Origin of the sequence: Acinetobacter sp. YH12129 (assembly GCF_013418685.1) — a bacterium.
GTDB classification, from domain to species: domain Bacteria; phylum Pseudomonadota; class Gammaproteobacteria; order Pseudomonadales; family Moraxellaceae; genus Acinetobacter; species Acinetobacter amyesii.
Window position 1 is genome coordinate 50,518 of record NZ_VPBP01000016.1, and the last position, 23,649, is coordinate 74,166.

20 protein-coding genes and 1 rRNA gene are annotated in these 23,649 nt (G+C 41.7%); 8 read left to right on the top strand and 13 right to left on the bottom strand.

Going from position 1 to position 23,649, the window contains the following annotated elements:
• Positions 1-242: 242 nt before the first annotated feature.
• From FTU65_RS09755 to trxA, 3 genes are all read right to left on the bottom strand, one after another.
• Positions 243-488: a hypothetical protein gene (locus FTU65_RS09755; protein ID WP_078192631.1), complete on the bottom strand. Its 246-nt coding sequence runs from the start codon at positions 486-488 to the stop codon at positions 243-245.
• A gap of 412 nt (positions 489-900) precedes the next feature.
• Positions 901-2,169 carry a transcription termination factor Rho gene (gene rho, locus FTU65_RS09760; RefSeq protein ID WP_067731074.1) on the bottom strand — a complete coding sequence of 423 codons (1,269 nt, stop codon included), beginning with the start codon at positions 2,167-2,169 and terminating at the stop codon, positions 901-903.
• Between the two features lie 323 nt (positions 2,170-2,492).
• Entirely contained in the window at positions 2,493-2,819 is a 327-nt protein-coding gene (gene trxA, locus FTU65_RS09765) for a thioredoxin (RefSeq protein WP_078192629.1), read from the bottom strand.
• 266 nt (positions 2,820-3,085) lie between these two features.
• On the opposite strand from trxA, the gene ppx reads away from it, so the two are divergent.
• Genes ppx through FTU65_RS09790 form a run of 5 tightly spaced genes read left to right on the top strand, consistent with a single transcriptional unit; the run spans position 3,086 to position 8,195 of the window.
• Complete coding sequence (gene ppx, locus FTU65_RS09770; protein WP_078189571.1) at positions 3,086-4,606, top strand: exopolyphosphatase; 1,521 nt, start codon at positions 3,086-3,088, stop codon at positions 4,604-4,606.
• A gap of 33 nt (positions 4,607-4,639) precedes the next feature.
• A complete protein-coding gene (locus tag FTU65_RS09775) occupies positions 4,640-5,464 on the top strand; it encodes an acetyl-CoA carboxylase carboxyltransferase subunit alpha (protein ID WP_078189570.1) in 825 nt (274 codons plus the stop codon).
• Positions 5,401-6,777 carry a tRNA lysidine(34) synthetase TilS gene (tilS, locus tag FTU65_RS09780; RefSeq protein WP_180065859.1) on the top strand — a complete coding sequence of 459 codons (1,377 nt, stop codon included), beginning with the start codon at positions 5,401-5,403 and terminating at the stop codon, positions 6,775-6,777. Before FTU65_RS09775 ends, tilS begins: the two co-directional genes overlap by 64 nt.
• Positions 6,774-7,604, top strand: coding sequence for a pyrroline-5-carboxylate reductase (gene proC, locus FTU65_RS09785; RefSeq protein ID WP_168378486.1), 831 nt, complete (start codon positions 6,774-6,776; stop codon positions 7,602-7,604). The genes tilS and proC overlap by 4 nt, the downstream gene beginning before the upstream one ends.
• A gap of 27 nt (positions 7,605-7,631) precedes the next feature.
• Positions 7,632-8,195 carry a YggT family protein gene (locus tag FTU65_RS09790; protein WP_078189567.1) on the top strand — a complete coding sequence of 188 codons (564 nt, stop codon included), beginning with the start codon at positions 7,632-7,634 and terminating at the stop codon, positions 8,193-8,195.
• 162 nt (positions 8,196-8,357) lie between these two features.
• On the opposite strand, the gene polA is transcribed toward FTU65_RS09790, so the two are convergent.
• On the bottom strand, positions 8,358-11,123 hold the full coding sequence (gene polA / locus FTU65_RS09795) for a DNA polymerase I (RefSeq protein ID WP_180011791.1): 2,766 nt from the start codon (positions 11,121-11,123) through the stop codon (positions 8,358-8,360).
• A 163-nt stretch (positions 11,124-11,286) separates the two neighbouring features.
• Between polA and FTU65_RS09800 the strand changes: the two genes are divergently transcribed.
• On the top strand, positions 11,287-14,073 hold the full coding sequence (locus tag FTU65_RS09800) for a DUF2339 domain-containing protein (protein WP_180066745.1): 2,787 nt from the start codon (positions 11,287-11,289) through the stop codon (positions 14,071-14,073).
• Positions 14,074-14,194: 121 nt separating this feature from the next.
• Here the strand turns inward: FTU65_RS09800 and FTU65_RS09805 are convergent, their stop codons facing one another.
• Entirely contained in the window at positions 14,195-15,118 is a 924-nt protein-coding gene (locus tag FTU65_RS09805; protein WP_180065855.1) for a mechanosensitive ion channel family protein, read from the bottom strand.
• 9 nt (positions 15,119-15,127) lie between these two features.
• Positions 15,128-15,949 (bottom strand): hypothetical protein, encoded by an 822-nt coding sequence (locus tag FTU65_RS09810; protein WP_180065853.1) that lies wholly within the window; start codon positions 15,947-15,949, stop codon positions 15,128-15,130.
• A 100-nt stretch (positions 15,950-16,049) separates the two neighbouring features.
• On the opposite strand from FTU65_RS09810, the gene gspE reads away from it, so the two are divergent.
• A complete protein-coding gene (gene gspE / locus FTU65_RS09815) occupies positions 16,050-17,537 on the top strand; it encodes a type II secretion system ATPase GspE (RefSeq protein WP_180055948.1) in 1,488 nt (495 codons plus the stop codon).
• A 76-nt stretch (positions 17,538-17,613) separates the two neighbouring features.
• Here the strand turns inward: gspE and FTU65_RS16335 are convergent, their stop codons facing one another.
• The 7 genes from FTU65_RS16335 to FTU65_RS09845 form a co-directional block, all read right to left on the bottom strand.
• A complete protein-coding gene (locus tag FTU65_RS16335) occupies positions 17,614-18,090 on the bottom strand; it encodes a hypothetical protein (protein WP_257222992.1) in 477 nt (158 codons plus the stop codon).
• Positions 18,051-18,707, bottom strand: coding sequence for a hypothetical protein (locus tag FTU65_RS16340; RefSeq protein WP_257222711.1), 657 nt, complete (start codon positions 18,705-18,707; stop codon positions 18,051-18,053). Before FTU65_RS16340 ends, FTU65_RS16335 begins: the two co-directional genes overlap by 40 nt.
• Positions 18,708-18,840: 133 nt before the next feature.
• Positions 18,841-19,266, bottom strand: a complete 426-nt coding sequence (locus tag FTU65_RS09825) for an organic hydroperoxide resistance protein (RefSeq protein ID WP_180065851.1) — start codon at positions 19,264-19,266, stop codon at positions 18,841-18,843.
• Between the two features lie 117 nt (positions 19,267-19,383).
• Positions 19,384-20,208 carry a carbon-nitrogen hydrolase family protein gene (locus FTU65_RS09830; protein ID WP_180065849.1) on the bottom strand — a complete coding sequence of 275 codons (825 nt, stop codon included), beginning with the start codon at positions 20,206-20,208 and terminating at the stop codon, positions 19,384-19,386.
• A 32-nt stretch (positions 20,209-20,240) separates the two neighbouring features.
• Entirely contained in the window at positions 20,241-20,759 is a 519-nt protein-coding gene (gene gigB / locus FTU65_RS09835; protein WP_180005045.1) for an anti-anti-sigma factor GigB, read from the bottom strand.
• Between the two features lie 112 nt (positions 20,760-20,871).
• Positions 20,872-21,840: an RsbU family protein phosphatase GigA gene (gene gigA / locus FTU65_RS09840; RefSeq protein WP_078192616.1), complete on the bottom strand. Its 969-nt coding sequence runs from the start codon at positions 21,838-21,840 to the stop codon at positions 20,872-20,874.
• A gap of 98 nt (positions 21,841-21,938) precedes the next feature.
• On the bottom strand, positions 21,939-22,895 hold the full coding sequence (locus FTU65_RS09845; RefSeq protein ID WP_180065847.1) for a VacJ family lipoprotein: 957 nt from the start codon (positions 22,893-22,895) through the stop codon (positions 21,939-21,941).
• Between the two features lie 535 nt (positions 22,896-23,430).
• Here FTU65_RS09845 and FTU65_RS09850 point away from each other — a divergent pair.
• Positions 23,431-23,649: ribosomal RNA gene (locus FTU65_RS09850) — 16S ribosomal RNA — on the top strand; the annotation flags it as partial.

Here is a 23,649-nt window from a genome sequence, read left to right on the forward strand (position 1 = left end):
ATCATCTATCGCACAATTCATGTTGAAGAATATTCGTTTTAAAGTGAGACGATATACTTGAGTTGAGTTGTCGTAGAGGTTGATTGTGGCTTTCCTTTAGCTAAATTGTCAGTTTTTATTTTTCAATAAGCATAGGCTTAGTATTTTGAATTTTAGCTCTTTTTATGAACTAGGGTTTAAAGTTTGAGGCAATAAAAAAGAGAGCCATAGGGCTCTCTTTTTGTGCTGAATAATCGGTTAGATTATTGAGCTTCAGAAGCAGCAGCAGTAGCTTCAGATGCAGCAGCAGTAGCTTCAGAAGCAGCAGCAGTAGCTTCAGATGCAGCAGCAGAAGCTTCAACAGCAGCAGCGTCAGACGCAGCAACTACTTCAGAAGCAGCAGCTTCAGATGCAGCAGCAGGAGCAGCTTCTTCAGTTTTTTTAGCACAACCAACGAAAGCTAAAGTAGTAGCAACTGCAGCAGCAATAGCGATTTTTTTGAATAACATGGCATCACTCTCTAAAATATGAGATTAAAAAATAACCTGCGTTAGTCTGTTGTGTGCTTTTATTATGCCTAATTTGAATAGGTATTAAAAATGCATAGAGCAGTCTAACTGGTCTGCGTGTATGCTATCACTGAGTATTTTGAAATGCTACTAGTGACTTTGAAAAAACCGTTAAAAATAGGTGAAAAACGGCCATTTTTTAACAGAAAATAACAATTAAGAGAAAGTTTTATATTGGCGAAATAGCAAATAAACTACTAAAAAGAATAGGGTTTTTTAACATATATTTTTTATAATCATCAACTTGAAAATAAGTTTACATGGAGATCTATTAAATGTTTCTTTGTGTAACTAAAGTCAACCAAATAAAAAGGCCATCGTTATAGATGGCCTTTTCAGTCAAACATTCAACTTAGTTGGATGCTTTACGTTTCATTTGATCGAAGAAATCATCATTGGTTTTGGTTTCTTTCATGCGATCAAGCAAGAATTCCATCGCTGCAAGTTCGTCTTGTGTATGAAGCAATTTACGTAAAATCCAAACTTTACGTAGGTTATCTTCAGACATCAAACGCTCTTCACGACGTGTACCTGATTTTTTGATGTTCATCGCAGGGAACACGCGTTTTTCAGCAATACGACGGTCTAGGGTAATTTCTTGGTTACCTGTACCTTTGAATTCTTCGTAGATCACTTCATCCATCTTACTACCAGTTTCAATCAACGCAGTTGAGATAATTGTCAGTGAACCACCTTCTTCGATATTACGTGCTGCACCGAAGAAACGTTTTGGACGTTCTAAAGCATGGGCATCCACACCACCAGTAAGAACTTTACCAGATGACGGAATCACGGTGTTGTAAGCACGGGCTAAACGAGTAATTGAGTCAAGCAAAATCACTACATCTTTTTTGTGTTCTACAAGACGTTTCGCTTTTTCAATCACCATCTCTGCAACTTGTACGTGACGAGCTGGTGATTCATCGAATGTTGAAGCAACCACTTCACCACGAACAGTACGTTCCATTTCTGTTACTTCTTCAGGACGTTCGTCAATCAGAAGGACAATCAAGAAACATTCAGGATTGTTACGAACAATCGACTGAGCGATGTTTTGTAACAACATGGTTTTACCCGCTTTTGGCGGTGCAACGATAATTGAACGTTGACCTTTACCAATCGGAGCAACCAAGTCAACGACACGCGCAGTTAAGTCTTCTGTTGTACCATTACCTAATTCCATTACCAATTGTTCGGTTGGAAATAAAGGTGTTAAGTTTTCGAAAAGAATCTTATTACGTGAGTTTTCGGGTGTGTCGTAGTTAATTTGATTAACTTTTAATAATGCAAAGTAACGTTCGCCTTCTTTAGGGGGACGAATCGTACCTGTAATGGTGTCACCAGTACGAAGGTTAAAGCGACGGATTTGTGATGGGCTCACATAGATATCGTCAGGGCCGGCTAGGTAAGAACCCGCTGCAGAGCGTAAGAAACCAAAGCCGTCCGACAGAATTTCTAGAACGCCATCACCAAAAATCTCTTCGCCGTTCATTGCGTGGCGCTTTAAGATGGCGAAAATAATATCTTGCTTACGGTTACGAGCCATTCCTTCGAGGCCCATAAACTCGGCAATCTTGATGAGTTCGCCAATCGGTTTTTTCTTGAGTTCGGTTAAGTTCATAGGTGGTCAGATAGAATCTAAAATTCTGAGGTACAGGTTGGAAAAGGGAGCAACAAATGTGCCGCGATCATGCAAGAAACGATAGCAATTGGTTTGCACAAAACAATTCAGAGATCTGATTCGTTATATGAAGAGAGATGTGAAAAACAATTCTGTTGCCGAGCGGCATTTTATGTGTTGTGTTGTAAGAAAATGACAGGATTTGAGATCCTTAATTTCTTGAGTAAACAATATAAGAGAGAACACAGCATTTGTCAATTTATCAACCAAAAAAATACGCTGTGTAAAACAGCGTATTTTCGAGTGTTTTTATCGGAAAAATATTAGATGTTTTCTTCGATGAAAGCTGTCAATTTAGATTTTGGTGCTGCACCGACTTGGGTTGCTACAACTTCGCCGTTTTTAAACATTAATAATGCAGGAATGTTACGGATGTTGTAGTTTACAGCTGTTTGTTCGCAAGAAGTTACGTCTACTTTAACGATTTTAACTTTGCCTTCAAACTCAGTTGAAAGTACTTCAAGTACAGGTGCAATGGCTTTACAAGGAGCACACCAACCTGCCCAGAAATCTACAAGTACAGGAGTATCAGACTCTAGTACATCGGCTTGGAAGTTTTCATCAGTTGTATTTACGATATTGCCAGACATGGATTTTGCTCCGGATTTAATTTTTAAGTTGACTCTATGCTTATAAGTATTACATAGCCAACTATAACAATGTAGGGGGTTATGTAAATTTTCGACCTGAATGGTCAGTTTGTCTAATGGATGATCACGATGCCGATGATCGTGTATGACTATCATTGCTTCAGATAAAAAAACGATAAGTTCCGTTCGAACTGCTCATAAATGGCTTTTAAATTGCATGTATGTGAATTAATCTAAGCACAATTCTGAACAGGTTTTTTTGAATAATGTCTGATTTTTTGATTGATGAAGAATTACTTGCTGCTATCGATATGGGATCGAACAGCTTCCACTTGGCTATCGCACGTGTAGACCATGGTGAAGTGAAAAAAGTTGCATCAATGTCAGAAAAAGTACAGCTTGCCGCAGGTCTAGACGAAAATAAAAATTTGACCGAAGCCGCACAGCAACGAGGATTAGCCTGCCTAGCACGTTTTGTAGGGCGTTTAAATCCTGTCCAAGCCAACCGTTTACGTATTGTGGCGACCAATGCCTTGCGCCAAGCAAAAAATGGTCATGAATTTATTCAAAAAGCCGCTGAAATTTTACCCAAGCCGATTGAAATCATTGCTGGTCGTGAAGAAGCCCGTCTCATTTATTTGGGAGTTTCACATACCATGGCAAACAGTGGTCGTCGTCTAGTGATTGATATTGGTGGGGGTTCTACAGAGCTGATTATTGGTGAAGAGTTTGAACCGATTCATACTGAATCCGTGCAAATGGGCTGTGTCGCTTTTACCAAAGCGTTTTTTGCCGATGGTGAAATTAACCTGAAAAGTTTTGATAAAGCGGTAAATGCTGCTCGCAAGGAAATTGCAGGTATTGCTAACACTTATAAAGCTGCGGGCTGGGATACTGTTGTCGGTTCAAGCGGTACGATCAAAGCGTGTCGTCAGATTTGTGTCAATATGGGCTGGAGTAACGATCAGGAAGAACTGACACGTGACGGTCTATTTAAACTCAAAGATAAATTGCTTAAATATAAGCATGTCAATGAAATGGAATTTGATGGTCTAAAAGAAGACCGTCGAGCAGTTTTGCCAGCCGGTATTGCCATTTTATATGCCGTCTTTGATGTGCTGAATATCGATAAATTGGTCTATTCGGATGGCGCATTACGTGAAGGCGTGATGTATGACCTCTTGGGTCGTTTCCAACATGAAGATGTTCGAGATCGTTCTGTACATGCGTTGATGGGTCGCTACAACGCAGATGTGAAACAAGCTGAGCGTGTAGTCAATACCGCGCAACAACTGTTTAATGGTGTGGCGACCGCACTGAATTTGACCAGTGATGACAGTGATTTACTGCGTCGTGCGGCATATCTGCATGAAATTGGTTTAGCGATTAGTCATAGTGGTTACCATCGTCATGGTGCCTATTTGTTGCAACATTCGGATATTCCGGGTTTCTCGCAAATTGATCAAAACCATTTGTCACATTTAGTGGCGCATCATCGTCGTAAGTTGCGCAGTGATGCACGTGTCGATGTGATGAAAGTCGGTGGTAACAAACTTGTTTACTTATGTCTATTGCTTCGTTTAGCAGTTTTATTAAATCATAGTCGCAGCGATGAGATGCTTCCTGCCATTGAATTAAGCGTGGACAATGCGCAACAATGGCAACTTAGTGTTTCTGGTGATGCCAAACAGTGGCCTTTGTTGGTTGCAGACTTGCATGATGAGCAAGTGCAATTTAAGCATTGGGATATTGAACTGAATATCCAGTCGGAACAATTTATCAATTAACAGACCAGTTAAGTTAGGGATAATGATCGACCTATGAAAAATAAAGCAGCTCAATCTAAAGCCTGGACTACGGTTCAGATCGCACGTCATCCTGAACGTCCGCAGTTTTTGGATTATGTTGGCGAAATTTTTACAGAGTTCGATGCTTTGCACGGTGACCGCCTATTTGGTGATGACGGCGCGATGATTGGTGGTTTGGCTCGTTTAGATGGTCAGCCTGTGATGATCGTAGGTCAGCACCGTGGTCGTAGTACACGTGAAAAATTACAGCATAATTTTGGTATGAGTAACCCAGAAGGTTACCGTAAAGCACAGCGTTTATTAGATATGGCGGAGCGTTTTAATCTGCCTGTCTTTACCTTTATTGATACCATGGGTGCGTACCCAGGCGTGGGTGCAGAAGAACGTGGTCAAGCTGAAGCGATTGCAACCAGTTTGGCTCAGCTTTCTTCACTTAAAGTGCCTGTAGTGGCAACGGTATTGGGTGAAGGTGGTTCGGGTGGTGCGCTGGGTATTGGCGTAGCTGACCGTGTGATTATGTTATCTCACAGTATTTATTCAGTAATTTCACCGGAAGGCTGTGCATCTATTTTGTGGAAAACTGCAGAAAAAGCAGAGCAAGCAAGTGAAGCATTGGCATTGACGGCGGATAAATTGCAGAAGATGGGCATTGTAGAATACGTGGTGGACGAAGCGGAAGGCGCACATTTAAACCCTGAAAAAGTCATGCAGGATTTGAAAGTGGTCTTGAAGCAAGCTCTAGAAGAACTACAACCAATGGATGCAAACGAACGATGCGAAGCGCGTTATCAGCGTTTAATGAAGTTTGGCAGCGACAATTTAGGGCTGACTGCTTAAGTCAAATTCAGGCGCTGCCTGAACAAAGCCGATTTTTAATAGGATGTAGTGGTGGCATGGATTCCATGTTGCTGCTGCATCTTATGTCGTTTTTGTGCCCTGAAAAAATACGGGTGATATATATTGATCACCAACTACAAGCGTGTAGTCATGCTTGGGGCGAGTTTGTACGCGCTCAGTGTTCAGCACTGAATCTTCCATTCATTATACAAAAAGTTCAGGTTGCGCAAGGTAATCTTGAAAATCAAGCCCGCTCAGCCCGCTATCAAGCTTTTGCCCAACATTTACAAGCAGATGAAATATTGGTACTCGCGCATCATCAGCAAGATCAAGCCGAGACACTGATGTTGCGGCTACTTTCAGGTGCGGGTGTCCATGGCCTTGCTGCGATGAAAAAATTCGATGTACGTGAAGATTTTACTTTATGGCGTCCGCTATTAGATCTTTCACGTGAGCAAATTTGCCAATGGGCAGCACAGCTACATGTGCAAAATATTCAAGACCTCACCAATTTTGATACCGACTATGACCGTGCGTGGAGTCGTGAAATTTTGTGGCCACTACTCAGTGAGCGTTTTCCTAAAATGCAGCAAGCTCTGAGTCGAACCAGTTATTTGATGCAAGATGCTGATGAAATTTTACTTGAGGTGTTGCAACAAGATTTAGCGGCTTGTGGTTCATCGCAAGTGTTATCTTTGGCGGCTTTACAACAGCTCAGTCTGGCACGTCAGCGTCAGTTGTTATCGCACTGGATGAAAGGTGAGGGGCAATATCGTCCAAGTTTTGAAATGGTACAGCGTTTAGTTTCAGAAGTGATTGGCTCACGCGAAGACTCGCAAGCGGCATTACACTGGAATGGATTTTACTATCTGCGCTTTCAACAGCAACTTCATCGGATTGCCAAAGCGGAATATCTGCCAACTGAACCCATTCAAGAGGTTGAGGTTGTAACTTGTGTTGCAGGTCAGTGCCTCAAGTTGCCTGCCGGCCATTTTGTGATTCAACCCTCAAAGGTTGGTTTATCACCTGAATTATTGGGGCAGCAACTGCAGATTCGCCCACGCCTTGGCGGTGAAAAAATTCATTTATATGGCCGTGTCGGAAGTTGGCCGTTGAAAAAAGCCATTCAGCAGGCGCAAATTTTTCCATGGCGACGTCATACTATTCAAATATTAAGCCGAGATAATGTTATGCTAGGCGTCTTTACGCCTCAGGGCTTTTGGTTGGCGCAGTCTGAATTTTGTACTCAAGCTGGCTGGCAACCAACATTATCTCTTAACGCTAAATCTGCAATATCGGATCTTCAATCATGAGCGCAATTCTAAATTGTAATATCAGTTTCATTGGTGGCGGCAACATGGCACAGGCTTTAATTGGTGGCCTAATTGCACGTGGTGTCCCGACTACACGTATTACAGTTTCAGATCCCGTAGAAAAAGTACGTGAGCTTTTGGCTGAAAAAGATTTGCATGTGACCGATGATAATGTTGCGGCAATTCGAGATGCTGACATTGTTCTTTTTGCGGTTAAACCTCAGGTGTTGGCAAAAGTTTTGGCACCATTACAAGGTTTGCTAGAAGGGAAGTTGGTGATTTCAATTGTTGCAGGTGCAGAAATTGCAACGATTTCAAAACTATTAGGCACAGAGCGTATTGTTCGTGTCATGCCAAATACACCGGCTTTAGTTCAAACCGGTGCGCATGGCTTATATGCAGGTGAAGCGGTTTCAGCTGAAGATCGTGATCTTGCAAGTCAAGTTTTGGCTTCAACGGGTTTAACACTTTGGGTAAACTCAGAAGCGCAAATTGATGCGGTAACAGCAGTTTCTGGCTCAGGTCCTGCATACTTTTTCTATATGATGGAAAGTATGATCCGTGCAGGTAAAAACATGGGCTTGGATGAAAAGGTAGCTACAGCGCTAACCTTGCAAACTGCATTAGGTGCCGCACAAATGGCAATTACCAGTGCCAATAGTCCTGCGGAGTTACGTAAAAATGTAACCTCTCCAAACGGTACAACACAAGCCGCGATTGAAGTGTTTGATCGTGCTCAAATTTCACAAAATATTCAGGCTGCTTTAGCCGCAGCGCAAAAGCGTAGCCAAGAGTTGGCACAAGAGTTAAGCGAAAGCACCAAATAATTCGATTTGATTTAGGAAAGTTCAAGTATGGGCTCTGCTCAAATTTTTGGAATCATTATTAACGTTGCAATTTTGCTCGTATTTTTCCGTTTTTTAATGCAGCTTGCTGCCGTGAGTCCATATAACCCTGTGGTTTTGGCAACAGCAAAAGCAACAAAAATTGTCGATATCTTTAGCCGAATTTTCCCAACTTTGGCCAAAGGTCGAGTGAATACTGCAGCTTTGGTGTTGGTGGTGATTCTGTATTTGTTAAAAATGTTTGGTTTGATGTATTTGTCTGGAGTGGCGGTGAATAGTCCATTCCATTTGATCATTATGACCTTTGTGACCATGATTCAGGATTTAATCCGTTTCTGTCGTTACTTAATTTTTGCATCGATTATTTTGAGTTGGGTCGTGATGTTTAGTCAGTCACGTTCGCCTTATATTGAAGTGGTTCAAGAGCTGGCGGAACCGCTACTTGCACCATTCCGCCGTATTCTTCCAAATATGGGGATGATTGACTTGTCGCCAATTTTTGCGATTTTGGCATTGTTGGTTGCGGAAACCATTATGAAGCAAGTCGCAATTGCATTATTGACTGGTCTTTAATCTGAGCTAAGACGAGTTAAATTAAAAAGGACGCCGAGGCGTCCTTTTTTTGTGGATTTAAAATGAGGTGTAAAACAAGAAATTTCTTAGTTAGTAGAAATATCTCACCTCTATCCCAACCTTCCTCTTAGAGGGAGAAAGGCGTGAATGAACGTGAATGAATTAGTGTGCTTCGTCCCAGTTATTACCTTGACCGACTTCCACAATCAGTGGAACGGAAATTTTCAACACAGACTGCATGACTTCAGCCAGTTGGGCAGAGAGTTCATCGGCAATTGCAGCATCAACTTCAAATACCAATTCATCGTGTACTTGCAGTAACATTTTGGCTTGATCTTTCGGTAAGATTTTATCGACTGCAATCATAGCCAATTTAATAATATCTGCCGCAGAACCTTGTAGTGGTGCATTGATCGCTGCACGTTCAGCGCCTTGTTTCACCATTTTGTTGCTCGCCATAATGTCTGGTGTATACAGACGACGACCTAAAATGGTTTCCACAAAACCTTGTTCACGTGCAACTTGGCGAGTACGTTCCATATATTCCAAAACACCAGGGTAGCGTTGGAAGTATTTACCAATATAGTTACGCGACTCTTCTCGAGTGAAACCCAACTGACGGGTCAAACCAAATTCAGACATACCATAGAGCAGGCCGAAGTTCACCGCTTTGGCTTGACGACGTTGGTTGCTGGTCACTTCATCGAGTGGAATGCCCAAAACTTCTGCCGCAGTACGTTTATGTACGTCTTGTCCATGATTAAAAGCATCGACCAATGCATGATCTTGCGAGAAATGCGCCATTAAACGTAATTCGATTTGCGAGTAATCGGCTGCCAGTAAAATGCGACCTTCAGGTGCAATAAAGGCTTTACGGATTTGACGTCCAATATCTTCACGGACAGGAATGTTCTGTAAGTTTGGATCGGTAGATGACAGACGACCTGTAGCCGTTAAAGCTTGGTGGTAACTGGTATGCACACGATGTGTGTCATTATTCACTTGTTTTAACAGACCATCGGTATAAGTGCTTTTCAGTTTAGAGAGACCACGATATTCCAAAATTAAGTCGGTAATCGGATGGTCGATTTTTTCTAAGACACTTTCACTGGTACTGTACTGACCTGTAGAGGTCTTCTTACCGCCTTTTAAACCTAATTTATCAAACAGAATCTCACCCACTTGTTTAGGTGAGCTGACATTGAAGCTTTGACCCGCAAGATCGGTAATTTCTGTTTCTAAATTTTGAATGGTATTGGCAAATTCCACACCGAGTTGGTCGAGGAAGTTCATATCTAGCTCAATGCCGTTTTCTTCCATAGAGGTTAGAACACGGGCAACCGGCATTTCAATATTGTGCAAAATATTGATCAGTTCCGGATGGGCTTGTAACTTTTTATCGAGTACTTCATACAGACGATAGGTCACATGGGCATCTTCTGCGGCATAATGGGCTGCAGTTTCAAGCTCAATTTGGTTAAAGGTCTTTTGTTTTGCACCTTTGCCCGCCACTTGTTCGAACGTCGTTGTGAGATGACTTAAATACAAACGCGCGACGTCATCCATTCCATGACGAGTTGCCACAGAGTTGAGGACATAAGAGGCCAACATGGTATCGAAATACCAACCTGCCAAATGAATACCATGATTTTCTAAGACATGTGCATCATATTTGAGATGATGACCAATTTTTTGTACGTCATTATCTTCAAGTAAAGGTTTGAGTTGATTCAGGATCGTGTCGCGATCAAGTTGTTTCGGCGCACCTTCATAATCATGCGCAAGCGGCACGTAATAGGCATCATGTGCATCTAAAGCCACCGAGAAACCCACAATCTGTGCCACGCGGTAGTCGAGGCTAGTGGTTTCAGTATCAAAGGCAAAACGCTTTTCAGTATTTAGACGTTTAAATAACACATCCCAATCTTCTTGAGTCAATACCGTGTGATAACGTGCTTCACCAAGTAAGTCATCAACACTGGTTTTGTCCGCTTGATCTTCAACTTCAGGTGCATTGGCTACAGTCGCCTTGGTGTTGATGGCTTTGGCTGCTTGTTTGTAGGTTGCACCATTGGGGTTGTTCGGATGATCTAATGACTGCAGTTGGTTACGGAATTCTAGTTCCGTATATAAATCACGCAGTGCTGGAATATTTGGATCGGCAAGTTTCAGATCTTCGTATTTAAGGCCCATGTCGAGGTCGCAAACAATGCTCGCCAGTTGGTGGTCAAGAGTAATCCCTTCGACATTGTCCTTAATGTTTTGACCGACTTTACCTTTAATACTGTCAACATTTTCTAAAATGCCGCCAATCGAACCGTACTCGGTTAAAAGTTTTGCTGCTGTTTTTGCGCCAACACCGGGCACACCACGAATGCCGTCAGAGGCGTCGCCCATCAGCGTGAGGTAGTCAATGATTTGATTCGGCCACACCCCAAATTTTTCAAAAACGCCTTGAACGTCCATCGGTTTGTCTTTGAAGCTGTCTTCTAAAGTGACACGCTCAGTAACGAGCTGCGCCATGTCTTTGTCACCGGTGGAGATCAAAACTTGATGACCGGCTGCTTCAGCGCGTTTGGCTAAAGTTCCGATAATGTCATCGGCCTCAGCGCCCGGCAACATATGCAGCGGAATCCCTAGAGCACGAATTAATGCATGAAGATATGGAATTTGTTGTGATAATTCTTCGGGCATACTTGGACGGTCACCCTTATAAATTGGGGACAATTCATGACGGAAGGTTGGTTCAGGTGTATCGAAAATAACGGCCATATGCGTCGGTTGAATACGACGCATTAATTTTTGGATGGCAGAAATGGCACCTCGGATTGCATTGGTATGCAAACCGGTTGAAGTGGTTAATGGTGGCAGTGCATGGTAAGCACGAAATAAAAAGTATGAGCCATCGACCAAGACAAATGGTGGCATTGATAATTTCCTAATCCTAAAAACGGTTTTATTGTACGTGATTTTTTGCCCGCACGCAGAGTCTAGATTGTATATGTAACTTACCGAATCACTGATGAATAGTTTTAATCCATCCGTCGGGCTCATGTATCATCAAAACATTCAGGAAAATGACGAAGCAGGTATGCTGAAACAGAATAATGAACTCAAGATGATTTGGTTGATGTCGCTGATTATGGTAGGGATCGGGGCATGGTACTTAGACATCCGTATCTTGAGTTATATCAGCGGCATTGGTTTTATGCTCAGTTTGATGAATTATGTCGATGATTTACAGCACGGCGCTGATGCACTGAGTTCATCAAAACAACCATTCCAAGTGACATCAAAGGTTCCGTTATATATTGCATCGTTATTAACGGTCGTTGGGCTGTTAACAGAACTGGGATACTTGGTTGCGATTGGGATTAGCCTGTGGGTTTATTTTTTTCTGCGTTGGCTGAAACGATTGGAACATCAGCTGCATTTATTGCAAGGACGTGCGCTCCAGTCGCAATCGATTCATGCAGCTACTTCAATATCAGCGTCGACAATAGACCGTCCTGAAAATTTTGATTCTGACGATACACCATCTGTACATCCCGCGACGGAAATTGGTAAAGCTAGACATCAGACACCATTCAATTCAACACCTTCTAATACACCATCCAAGATTGCGCCAAATCTATCTAATCAAATTCAGCAATGGCTTTTTCAAGGTAATCCCGTGTTGAAAGTGGCGGTACTGGTCTTGGTGATTGGCGTGGTGTTATTACTTAGATTTGCCACAGAGCATTGGCAACTAAGCTTGGCCATGAAATTGCTGATTGTGAGTTTGAGCAGTGCTGGTGTTGTCGGACTGGGTTTTTGGCTGCAAACCAAAAACCGCAGTTTTGCCTTGGCTCTAGAAGGTCTAGGTCTTGCAGCGCTGTTTTTGACTTTATTTTTTGCCTATTACAATGCCGTGATTCCGGGCTTTGGCATAGCTTGTCTACTGTATGCTGCACTTATGGCATTGACGATTTGGCTCAGTCTGAAACAACAGTCGGTAGAACTGGCAATTATGGCAATGCTGATCGCCTATCTTGTGCCATTTACCTTGCCTGTTCGTGATGCAACTGCAACGGAATTTATTGCCTATTATCTTGTAATTAATCTGGCTGTTGCAGTCATGAGTACTTTAAGACCGTGGAAATATCTGAATCAAATCGCATTTTTGATGACGGTGATTATGGGTGGTGGATATGCTTTTTACCACGGATACACCACCGAACGTCAGATGATGAGCGTGTTGGTTTTAGCTCACGCTGCGATTTTTATTTGGCTCGGTTTTCGTTTTAGTCAGTTATTGGCAAAACAGGATCTTGCGCATTTTCAGCTCAAACCAGCCTTGGATATTGCACTGATATTTGCTTCGCCAGTGCTTGCTTATCTGGCATTGTACTTGATGTATTTTGAGGAAACCGTATGGCAGGCGGGATATAGCTTGCTATTCGCAGCGCTTTTTGCCGCACTGTATAGCATCAGTAAACGTAGTGCTGTGATCCCACTGATTGCACAAAGTTATTTGAGTTTGACCTTAATTTTCTTGGCATTGATTCCACCGATAGTATTGAAAGAGCAGTGGAGTGTGGTCGGTTGGGCAGTTGAAGGAGCATTGATATTTATATATGCCCTATACAAGCAGTCCAATATCAGCCGTTATTTAGGCATGGCGCTCTTGGTGATGGCGGGTTGTTCAAGTCTGTATTATTTGGTTCAACTGCCACATTTCCCTGCACAGATGTATTGGGGCGTGTGTTTGAGCTATTTGGCGGCCATTATCGTGACGCATGCTGTTCCTGCATTTCATAAACAGCTTTCAAGTTCGAGTATTGCCTTTCAATGTGTGCAAATGCTCTCAGCAACCACCATGTTCATCATGTTGCTCTTAGATTGGTTGCAGACTAGCCATCAATTGGCCTTGAGTCTATTGATCGTCAGTGTGGCCTATCTGTTGGTAAATGAAGGCTTGTTAAAGCGAAAAGCTTCGTGGAGTTGGTCCATCATTAAGTGGACGGGTCTAGTGCCTGTTTATGTGATGGGGCTGTACCAAGTCATTTCAGTGAGTGAGAACGGTCAGTTAATTTGGCATTCAACGATGGAGCAGATTTATTTTGCATTCGCTGGGCTGAGCTTGACGCTGCTTTGGCTACGACCATTACTCGGTGTGCGTGAAGAAAAAGAATGGGTCAGTCTCGGAATTTTGAGTAGCTTGGCGTGGACCAGTCTGACGCTGATACCCAGTATGCCGTATATCAGTGTGGTAATTTTGCCGCTGATATTTTGTGCATGGTGTTATTGGCAAGCGCAGCAACCGGTCTGGAAAATGTTTTGGCAAGCGCGTAGCAGTTTGTTTTTGGCTTTAAGTTGGATCATCAGTTCGCAATTATTTAGTCAGCAAGCCTTTGTGGGATATATCTTGCCGATACTGAATCCTTTTGATGCAGTGAGTTTGCTGTTGTTAGCGGCTTTTTTATGGATGTTGAATCAACAGTTAAAAGCTGGTTTAGATCGTAGCTTGGCTGCCGTGTTGAGTGTCCTTGGGCTACTTTGGTTAAGTAGCTATGTCGTGCTTCGTGCCTTACATAGGTATCTGGATACGCCTTATAACAGTTTAGACATTTGGAGCGATGCGACCGTTCAACTGAGTTTTACTGTGCTGTGGGTGTTATTGGCTTTGGTGAGTATGCGCTTTGCCACTCAGCGCCAATTACGTTCAGTTTGGCTGCTCGGCGGCAGTATTTTGGTCTTGGTCACTTTGAAATTGGTTTTGCTGGATTTATCTCATGTCGGCACACTCATGCGAGTGATTTCATTTATGGCGGCAGGTTTTGCCATGCTTTTGATTGCCTATATTGCACCCATGCCGAATGACAAGGTTGAACCATGATGAAATTCTTAAAGGTACGAGATCACTAAGCTATACAGGTCGATGGCTATAAAAGTACATGATAAAAAAAACCTGCACATTTGAAGATATGCAGGGCCTTTCATATCAAGTCGATAGACCATTATTTGAGTTGAGGTTCTCGTTGAATCTCTTGTGCATTGGCATATTGATCGACGTCGGCATCGCTTGCTTGTGTAGAAAGCGGGTGGTCAACAAAACCCATTTTCGGTACAGGAATTTCAATTTTATTTTCCACAAAGGCATTACGAATCCGTTCTTGCATCTCATCACGGACTTTTAGGAAATTCTCTCTTTGACACCAAATGGCAAAAAGCAGCTCAATGGAAGATTCACGAAAGGCAGTGACGGTCACGGCAGGTTTAGGGTCGGCCAAGACCAATGGATATTTACTAACGGCATCTAATAGAACTTCGCGGACTTTGATGATGTCTTCATGAAAGTTAATCGCAAGGGTAATTGGAATTCGCCGTATTGGAAACTTAGACAGGTTATGTACAGGTGCCCGAATCAGTTGTTCATTTGGCAAACGAACATAGACATTGTCCTGCGTAAGTAATTTGACCGACAACAAATCAATCGAGATCACTTCACCTTCAATGGTATGCCCACGAATCAGTGTCAATTGAATGGTATCACCAACCTCAAAAGACCCTTCACCGATCAAGAACATCCCGCTGATCAGGTTGGATGCGGACGTTTGCGAGGCAAAACCCAGTGCGACCGTTAAAATACCTGCTGCACCCAAGAAGACGCTGAGTTTAAAGCCGGCTTCTTTTAAACTGGCCATCACAAAGATGATAAAGATGAAATAGAAAATCCCGCGACGCCAAACCAACTGCTGATGGGCATTGAAACGCATACCTACAGTGCGGATAAAGGTGTTTGAGATAAAACGTGCAATCAGAAAGCCGATGACTGCCAGTAAAACGGCCACCAATAATTCTGTCAGCCGATCAGTATTGAGATTGGCGACCATTCCTTTTAGGCTGCTGGTAATTTCTGTCGAAATATTTAAATCTGCCATGGCTCACCGTTAGAAAAATGAATCAAACATATTGAACAGCACATTGGCTGACTCGCGTGGCGGATGCAGATAAATCACGTCACCTGCTTGTGGCGGTGTACGGTTTTCAATTTTGACCCGCGGCGGTTTGTCATGACCCTCATGCACGACCCGAATTTGTGAAGTCCATAAACGTCCTGTACTTTCACTATAAAATAATGGCAAAGCCGGTACAGGGACATTCATACGGTCAAAGCGAATCTGTTGATTACTCACGTTATGAAACTCAATAGGGGTTACAGCACGAAAAGCACGAGGTTTGAGTTGTTTAAGTTCTGTACGACCATCAACTGCTGTGGCATAGCAAATTTCACCCATTCGATGATTCGGACCAAACCAGGTATCTTTTGGTAGAATAACAGGTATATCAAACAAGGGTTCTCTAAGACCTTCGACAAAACCAGCAATCCAAAGCGGTGTGCTGATATATAGCGTTCCGCGCTGTCCAGCTGGAATATAAATCGGATCGACTGGTTTAATCACCACAGACCGATCGGCCAAACGTGGCATGATTTGAATTTTGTCATGCGTCTGGCGGAACATATAGCGTTCCATTTTAATGGGTTGTGGAAAACCAAATTCAGGGTCTTGAATCAGATGCCATTGCTGCTCATAGTCAAACTGAAAGGTCGGGCGATGGTATTCCATACGCCACTCTTGCATGCCGCGCGTTACACGGAACAATAAAGACCCAAACTGCCAACTGCGCGGGTGATTCAGTTCAAATTGATATTCCCCCCACCATTTACGTTTTGGGGATTCCTTTTCAGTCAAATCATTTTCTAATGGCAATGCGTATATCCCTTGTCCTGATAAATCCTAAAAACAGACTTCACGCTGTCAGATGCTTAGAGTACACTCAAAACAACTTTTTTCATCATTATAATGCGTGATGCAAGTACTTAAACAATTACAAATACCATATAGTTTTGCCAAACGTCATGGCGTATTGCTTCGATATGAGGGTGATCAAGCTTTTATTGTGCGTCGTGACAGCACGCCACTACTGGCTTTGCAAGAAGCACGTCGCTATTTAGGGCATCCTGCACAATATCAATTATGTAGTGAGCAAGAGTTTAATCAATTACTCAGTGCAAGCTTTGCCGGAGACACCGGTGAGTCTCAACAAGTGGCAGCGGGTCTGGAAGATCATCCTGATTTACTTAGCCTTGCGGACTCTGTGCCAGAAGCTGAAGATTTGATGGATCAGGAAGATGATGCGCCGATTGTACGCTTAATCAATGCTTTATTGTCGGAAGCAATTCGTGTTGGAGCTTCAGATATTCATATCGAATCTTTTGAAAAAAAGCTGTCTGTCCGCTTACGTGTCGATGGTCAGTTACGTGAAATTGTGCAGCCACGTCGTGAACTTGCGCCATTGTTGGTGTCACGGATCAAAGTCATGGCCAAACTCGATATTGCAGAAAAGCGAATTCCACAAGATGGTCGTATTTCACTACGTTTGGCGGGCCGAGAAGTTGATGTTCGTGTATCAACCTTACCATCTTCCTATGGTGAACGTGTGGTGATGCGTTTACTCGATAAACAAGCTGGGCGTTTAAACATGACCCATTTGGGCTTGATGCAGCATGACTATGATCGATTGAAACAACTGGTACATCGTCCGCATGGCATTATTTTAGTTACGGGACCAACGGGTTCGGGTAAAACCACAACCTTATATGCGGCATTGTCTGATCTAAATGATGGTTCAAAAAATATATTGACTGCTGAAGATCCAATTGAGTATCAACTTGAAGGGATCGGGCAGACACAGGTCAATACCAAAGTGGATATGACCTTTGCTCGTGCATTAAAAGCCATGCTTCGACAAGACCCAGATGTGGTGATGGTCGGGGAGATTCGTGATTTAGAAACTGCTGAAATTGCAGTACAAGCGTCATTAACAGGCCATTTGGTACTTTCAACGCTGCATACCAATACAGCGATTGGTGCAGTGACCCGTCTTAAAGACATGGGGATTGAGCCGTTTTTACTTGCCAGTTCTTTAATTGGTGTGATTGCCCAGCGCTTGGTTCGTACCTTATGTCCACGTTGTGCAACATGGCATGAAGCGGATGCTTTTGAAACAGAAATTTTCCGCCATTTAGATGTCGGCACTGAACTGAAGTTACCGCAACCCAAAGGTTGTGAGCACTGTTCACATACCGGATTTATCGGGCGTACTGCCATTTATGAAATTGTCCCGGTCGATGATCAAATGCGCCGTCTAGTGCATGGCAATGCTGCGGAATATGAAATTGAAACCTATGCGCGTAAACAGTCGGGTTCTATTCGGGATGATGGTTTGCGCAAAGTGTTGGCCGGTAAAACCACATTGGAAGAAGTGCTTCGAGTCACCAATGAAGCGGCGGAGTAGAGAGTTTTTCTGTAATTTTTAAATATAAGATGTACTTATAAAGTGCATCTTATATTTTGGTAGGTATGAAATTAGCTTATTTTTCTAAAATCTCTTTTATTTCCATTTCTAATCTTTCATAGAATTGATCTAAAGTCATATTCTTATAAAATTTATTTCTATTTACATAGGGTAAAGCTTCCTGTACCAATTGATTATATAAAGGATCATTAACATGCTTCGCCAAGACTAAACGAGAGATAGCACCTAGCCCTGTAATATATTCTTTTTCATCTCCATGATTCAGCCATTGGTTTAATGTTTCTATATCTTTATGTTTTTCTGCATCATAAATTAAAAAGTCATAGAGCTGATTTAATATATGTTGTAGTTCTTTGGGATTATTAAAATGGCTAGCCTCGCCCTCAATACCATGAATATTTGGAAAATATTGTAGGGTTTTATCATTTATGTGGTGTGTTCTAAATATTTTGATTGCTTTATCTAGTGTAACTTGTACGTAACTTGCCAAACTTAATTCACTATAAGCAAGAACATTTTTTTTCTTGAACATAGAATAAAAATACTTTCATATATATTTGAATTTATATCCCTATAGAGATTATCTGAAGTAGGATATTGATGCTTTTTTTCTATTTTTGTAAATTTTAATTTATTATAATTTGACTCTAACCATTGGTAAGCGAATCTACTCAATTTATCACTATTTGATGGAACTGCTTTAAATTGTAATAACTGTTCTTTAGTCACTGCTTGAACGGCATTCAACATTTGCTCAATGCTTTTTTGGTCAGGAAAAATAACATCCCGACTGAAAAACACATAATGCTTTGCATCAAAAGCAACGAGATTATGCTTGCGCAATGTTTCGACCAATATTTTATAAAGGTATTTACTTTTTTCCTGCAAATATTCAATCACAAAAACATTCGTAGAAAAGTTAAAGAAGCCCTTTACATTACTAAAGAACTGGATAATTTCTTCATCGAAATTTTCTGCAAGTTCAGGATTAGTCACAATACTTTCAACTTCAATGAGCCAATTTTTCAGATTTTCTGTAAAACCTAAATCTTGAGGATTGGTTGCAAAATATTCTGCCTGTTCTAATGTAGAAATTGTTGTTTGAAAATGATGCTGTTCAGCATCCCATACATAAAATAACGCAGACATTTCTTATAAACTCGGTTTTAATTATTCGTCTTATCTTATTTATGTTTGAAATATAAGGCTATATTTTTTATAAAATTTATTTTGATAATTTAGGAAGCTACCCTAAAACATTTTGTTTTAGGGTAGGAGTTCATCAGGTAATCGCATTTAACGTTACATTGATATTGCCACGTGTTGCATTGGAATAAGGGCAGACAATATGTGCAGCATCGACCAGTTTTTGGGCTTCTGCCTGATCCATCCCTTCTAAATGAATATTTAAGGTCACTTCAATACCGAAACCGGTCGGGATCGGACCAATACCAACTTCACCTTCAATATAGGCATCTTGAGATATATTTAATTTATCGCGGTTGGCAACAAATTTCATCGCACCTAAAAAACACGCTGAATAACCTGCTGCAAAAAGTTGTTCCGGGTTGGTGCCACCACCTGGTCCACCCATTTCTTTAGGTACTGCTAATTGAACATCCAAAATTCCATCGGATGAGGTAGCCCGTCCATCACGTCCACCGGTTGCTTTTGCTTTTGCTGTATAGACCGCTTTTTCTAAAGGCATTGTTATGATCCCTGTGAATTGAATTGAGCTGTTATCGTGTGGGATTTTGACGAAAGAATAAGCAGTGATTTTGTAATTTTTATAGAAGAAAAAATTGCGGTATAAAGCTGAATTGAATTAGAAATTAATAATTTTACGATGCTGCATTAAAGGCATGGAAGTACGAACAGCTTCTTGCTCGGCAAGGTCAAAAGGAACAGTAATCAAGCCAGCTCCTTCGCTAGTAATGATATCTAAAATTTGGCCACGACTATTGCTTGCGCCGGCATGACCCCAAGTTTGGCGTTTTTCACCATGCCAGCCTTGTTGCGCAGCTCCTAAAACCTCACATTGGCTATCCATCGCACGTGCTTGTAGCAGTAATTGCCAATGCATTTGACCAGTGGTGTAGGTAAATGCTGCAGGCGCAGTCAGTATATTTGCACCTTGGCTGCGTAAAGTGAGTGCAAGTTCAGGAAAGCGCAAGTCATAGCACACCATTAGTCCAATATTGCCGAAAGGTGTTTTTGCAACGACGACATCTGTTCCCGGTTCAAAAAATTGAGATTCCTGATATCCACCGACAGCATCACCGACTTGTACATCAAATAAATGAATTTTGTCATAACGTGCTTCGGTACGTTCAGGGCTGATACACAGGCTAACAGTACGGACACGGCCATCTTGAATGATTGAACCATCTGGACGATAAGGGCATGGGAGTGTGCCCGCAACAATCCAAAGTTGATAACGATGTGCGAGTTGTTCTAGTCGCTGCTGAATACTTTCAAATTGCGCCGCGGTTTCGCGTTGTTTACCTGCGGCAAAGCAGACAAAATTTTCAGGAAATACAATGAGACTCGCACCTTGAGCCTGACATTGTTGCATCAATGACTCGATCACTTTGAAGTTATCTTCAATGTCATTTTGAGAATTCATTTGTGCAACGGAAAGTAAAGTCATGCGAAGAGGGTCTCTGCTGTGATTAACCTAAATTAGACATTTTGCTGCTTGGGTTGCTCTAGATTATCCTGCTCTTTTTGCAGTTGTTTGACCAAAGGCTCAAACATATTTTGGTTGCTATCATTTAGTTTCATCAGCGTTTTGTGTGCATCTAAAACCGTATTCAGCATATTGCTATGGGTAATGTGTTCTTCCATAAGTGCGCGAGTGCATACACTTGGATCACCACAATAATTCAAAATAACAAACACCTGACCTAAACCCATGCTATTGGCAAGCGTTGTGATATCAGAGTTTGTAGACAACATTACCGCTTGGATTTGGTGAACTTGTTTGAGCTTCAAACCCAGTTTCGCCAAAATGCCAAGAACAGTACTATCGATAAATGTCGTTTGGGTTAAATCAACGATTGCACCGACGACATTTTGTTGCTGTTCAATTTTGTTTAATAACTTGTCTAGACTAATACAAGATTGGGCACGCACTTCGCCAATAAGCTTAAAAATATGCGTTCCGTTCAAGCTTGCATATTCAACATGACCTGTTGACATATAAATGCCATTTGCAGAGAAGGATAGTAAATTATCCCATAGGGGCACAGCTTACTCAAGTAGCCGAGTATGATCAGAAAGTCGTATTCGGTTTAAGTGATTGATTTCGTGATTAATTGATTCGACGTAAACTTAGGATGGCAATGTCGTCAGCAACATGGTCTGGTGCTTGAAATGATTGATTTTGCAAGTGATAAACCAATTGACCTAGCTGTTCATTCAATCCACCGTCAAAAGGTTCAAGTGCGCCATCCGAGCAAATTACAAAGCGAGAATAACGATTTAAGGTAAATTCAAACTCTTCAACTTCTAGATCTTCAGTTAAGCCGAGTGGGAAGCTGCTGGTATTTAAAATTCGTGCGGGAAGACCGGGTTCAAATAAAATGGCCGGCGGATAATGGCCTGCACTAGACCATTTCAAGACATGCGTATCGAGATTGAGTATCCCCGCAATCATGGTAATGTGCTTTTCAATATTTTCTTGAACCAACATGCCATTGAGCTTTTTGATGAGTTCTCTCGGGGTTTTTGAACGACCGTGGAAAGCAGCCATCCAAGAGGTCAGTAAACTACTCGTCACCCCATGACCAGATACATCTGCAAGATAAAACATGATTTCTTTATCGCTGATTTTCCAGTAATCGTACCAATCACCGGATAAATAGGCTGAAGGCTGGAAGAATGTTTCAATTTTATAGTTGTGGAGTTCAATCGGGTTGGGCAGTAAACGTTTTTGCAAATCTGCAGCAGAAGGGAGATCACGGCTGTCTTGATTGCGTTTGTATTGCGCATCAATTTTAGTGAGTGCCACCTGAAGGTTGGTTGGAATATGGTCCCACACCCATCCTGCTAAAGCACCTTGTTGCCACGCTTGAGCCAATGCAGCGCCCTCATGCTCAAAAGCGAGCACAATGGTAGGAAGTGTCCATTGGTGATTTAAAAAGTCGGCAACATCAGCAATTGCAATGATCGTTGGATCATACAAGTCTAGATCTTCAATGTTAATCATTTGTACGCTAGGAAGCGCATCAAGTACCTGATCTAAATATGGAATATCACGAGTAGGTTGAATGAAATACATAAAGAATTAGATGAATCCTTCGATAGACAATAAGTGTACTATAGCAAGCTAATGATGGCTGGAGGGAAAAACCACACCAGCCAATTGAAAAATTTTATTTATTCAGTTGTTACCGTGTCGGTATCATCTGAACTGCTGTCATCAATGAAATCGGTAGAATCATCAGATGAAACATCTGTTGAATTATCTTCAGATTCATCAATATCGTCATCTTCTTCATCAATAAATAAGTTTTCTTCAGCGATCCCTTTTTTCTCAGAAATTGAATAATTCAGGCGTTGTAAATAGATGTCGCGAATTTGAGCATATTTATCGCCTTGTAATACACCTTCAATATCCAGTAATTGAGCGCGAGTATCGATTCCACGTAAAGTTTGCTCAGACCAATACGCCACATCATGACCATCAAGCATATATTTCTGTGGACGTCCTTGACTATCTACTGCTAGACCGACGGTTTGGCGCAATGTGCTTGGACCAAGCACTGGTAGAACAATATAAGGACCAGAAGGAATACCGTAATAACCTAAAGTCGCGCCAAAGTTTTCATCTTCTGTTTCTAGACCTAGACGGCTTGCAGGGTCAGCAAAGCCTAAAGTTGTCAGTGTATTAACAGTAAAACGCCCCAGACTTTTTGCGGCACGTGTCGGTCGTCCTTGGATGAGTTGGTTAAACGCATTCCACGGTTCGCCCAAATTTTTACGGAATAAACGATAAGATTCACGAATATCCTTTGGAGTTTTTGCTACATATTGCACAGCAGCAGGGCGGGCAATGTGGACATCTAAATAATCATTAAATGCGTAAACTTTCCGGTTGATCGGTTGGAAAGGGTCTTTATCTTCTTCTGATTGTGCTGCATTTGCATTTACAGATAATTTTTTTGCAACTTCAGATGACTTGACCATCGCCGCATGCGCAAGTTGTTGTGTTTTTGATTTATTGGCAGCTTCTGAGTCTTGAGCAACAGGTGCTGAAGACTCGTCATTTGCAAATACAGGTGTTGTTACGACAAGTGACAATAATCCTGCATATAAAAAAGAAGTTTGGCGCATATATAGTCCTGACGCTTTTAGCACGGCAAAATGTTTGCCGTATAATAAGTAAAAACGTTCAAATAATCCTGATTTATTACTATTAAACCAAATTTGATCAAAATATGAATGAAAAAATGTAATTTGAGTGAAAAATGTGCGCTCAAAATAATTATTTTAAAAAAGGTGTTGCAACGGATGTGAAATGCTGTAGAATGCACATCCATCGGCGGTGATGAAGATTAAAACTTCTGATAAAACAATGACTTGGTTGAATTGATTAAGTTAGGTTTTATTTGATAAGTTTAAAATAATTTGAATTACCGGTTGACTCTTTAGAAATAAAGAGTAATATAGCCGACCTAGCTTGCTGGTGACGAACCAGTAAGAAGATCATTAAGAGATTATGAAGAACAACTTGTGTGGATTTTTACTGATTGATCGATCGAAATTATTTTCATTGATTGATGGTAGAAATTACTCGAAGTTTATTTGAGCAAATTTTTGTCAGTAATTGATGAGCCAAGATTGGTAGCCTTTAAGTACTATTGATTTTAAACTGAAGAGTTTGATCATGGCTCAGATTGAACGCTGGCGGCAGGCTTAACACATGCAAGTCGAGCGGGGGAAGGTAGCTTGCTACTGGACCTAGCGGCGGACGGGTGAGTAATGCTTAGGAATCTGCCTATTAGTGGGGGACAACATTTCGAAAGGGATGCTAATACCGCATACGTCCTACGGGAGAAAGCAGGGGATCTTCGGACCTTGCGCTAAT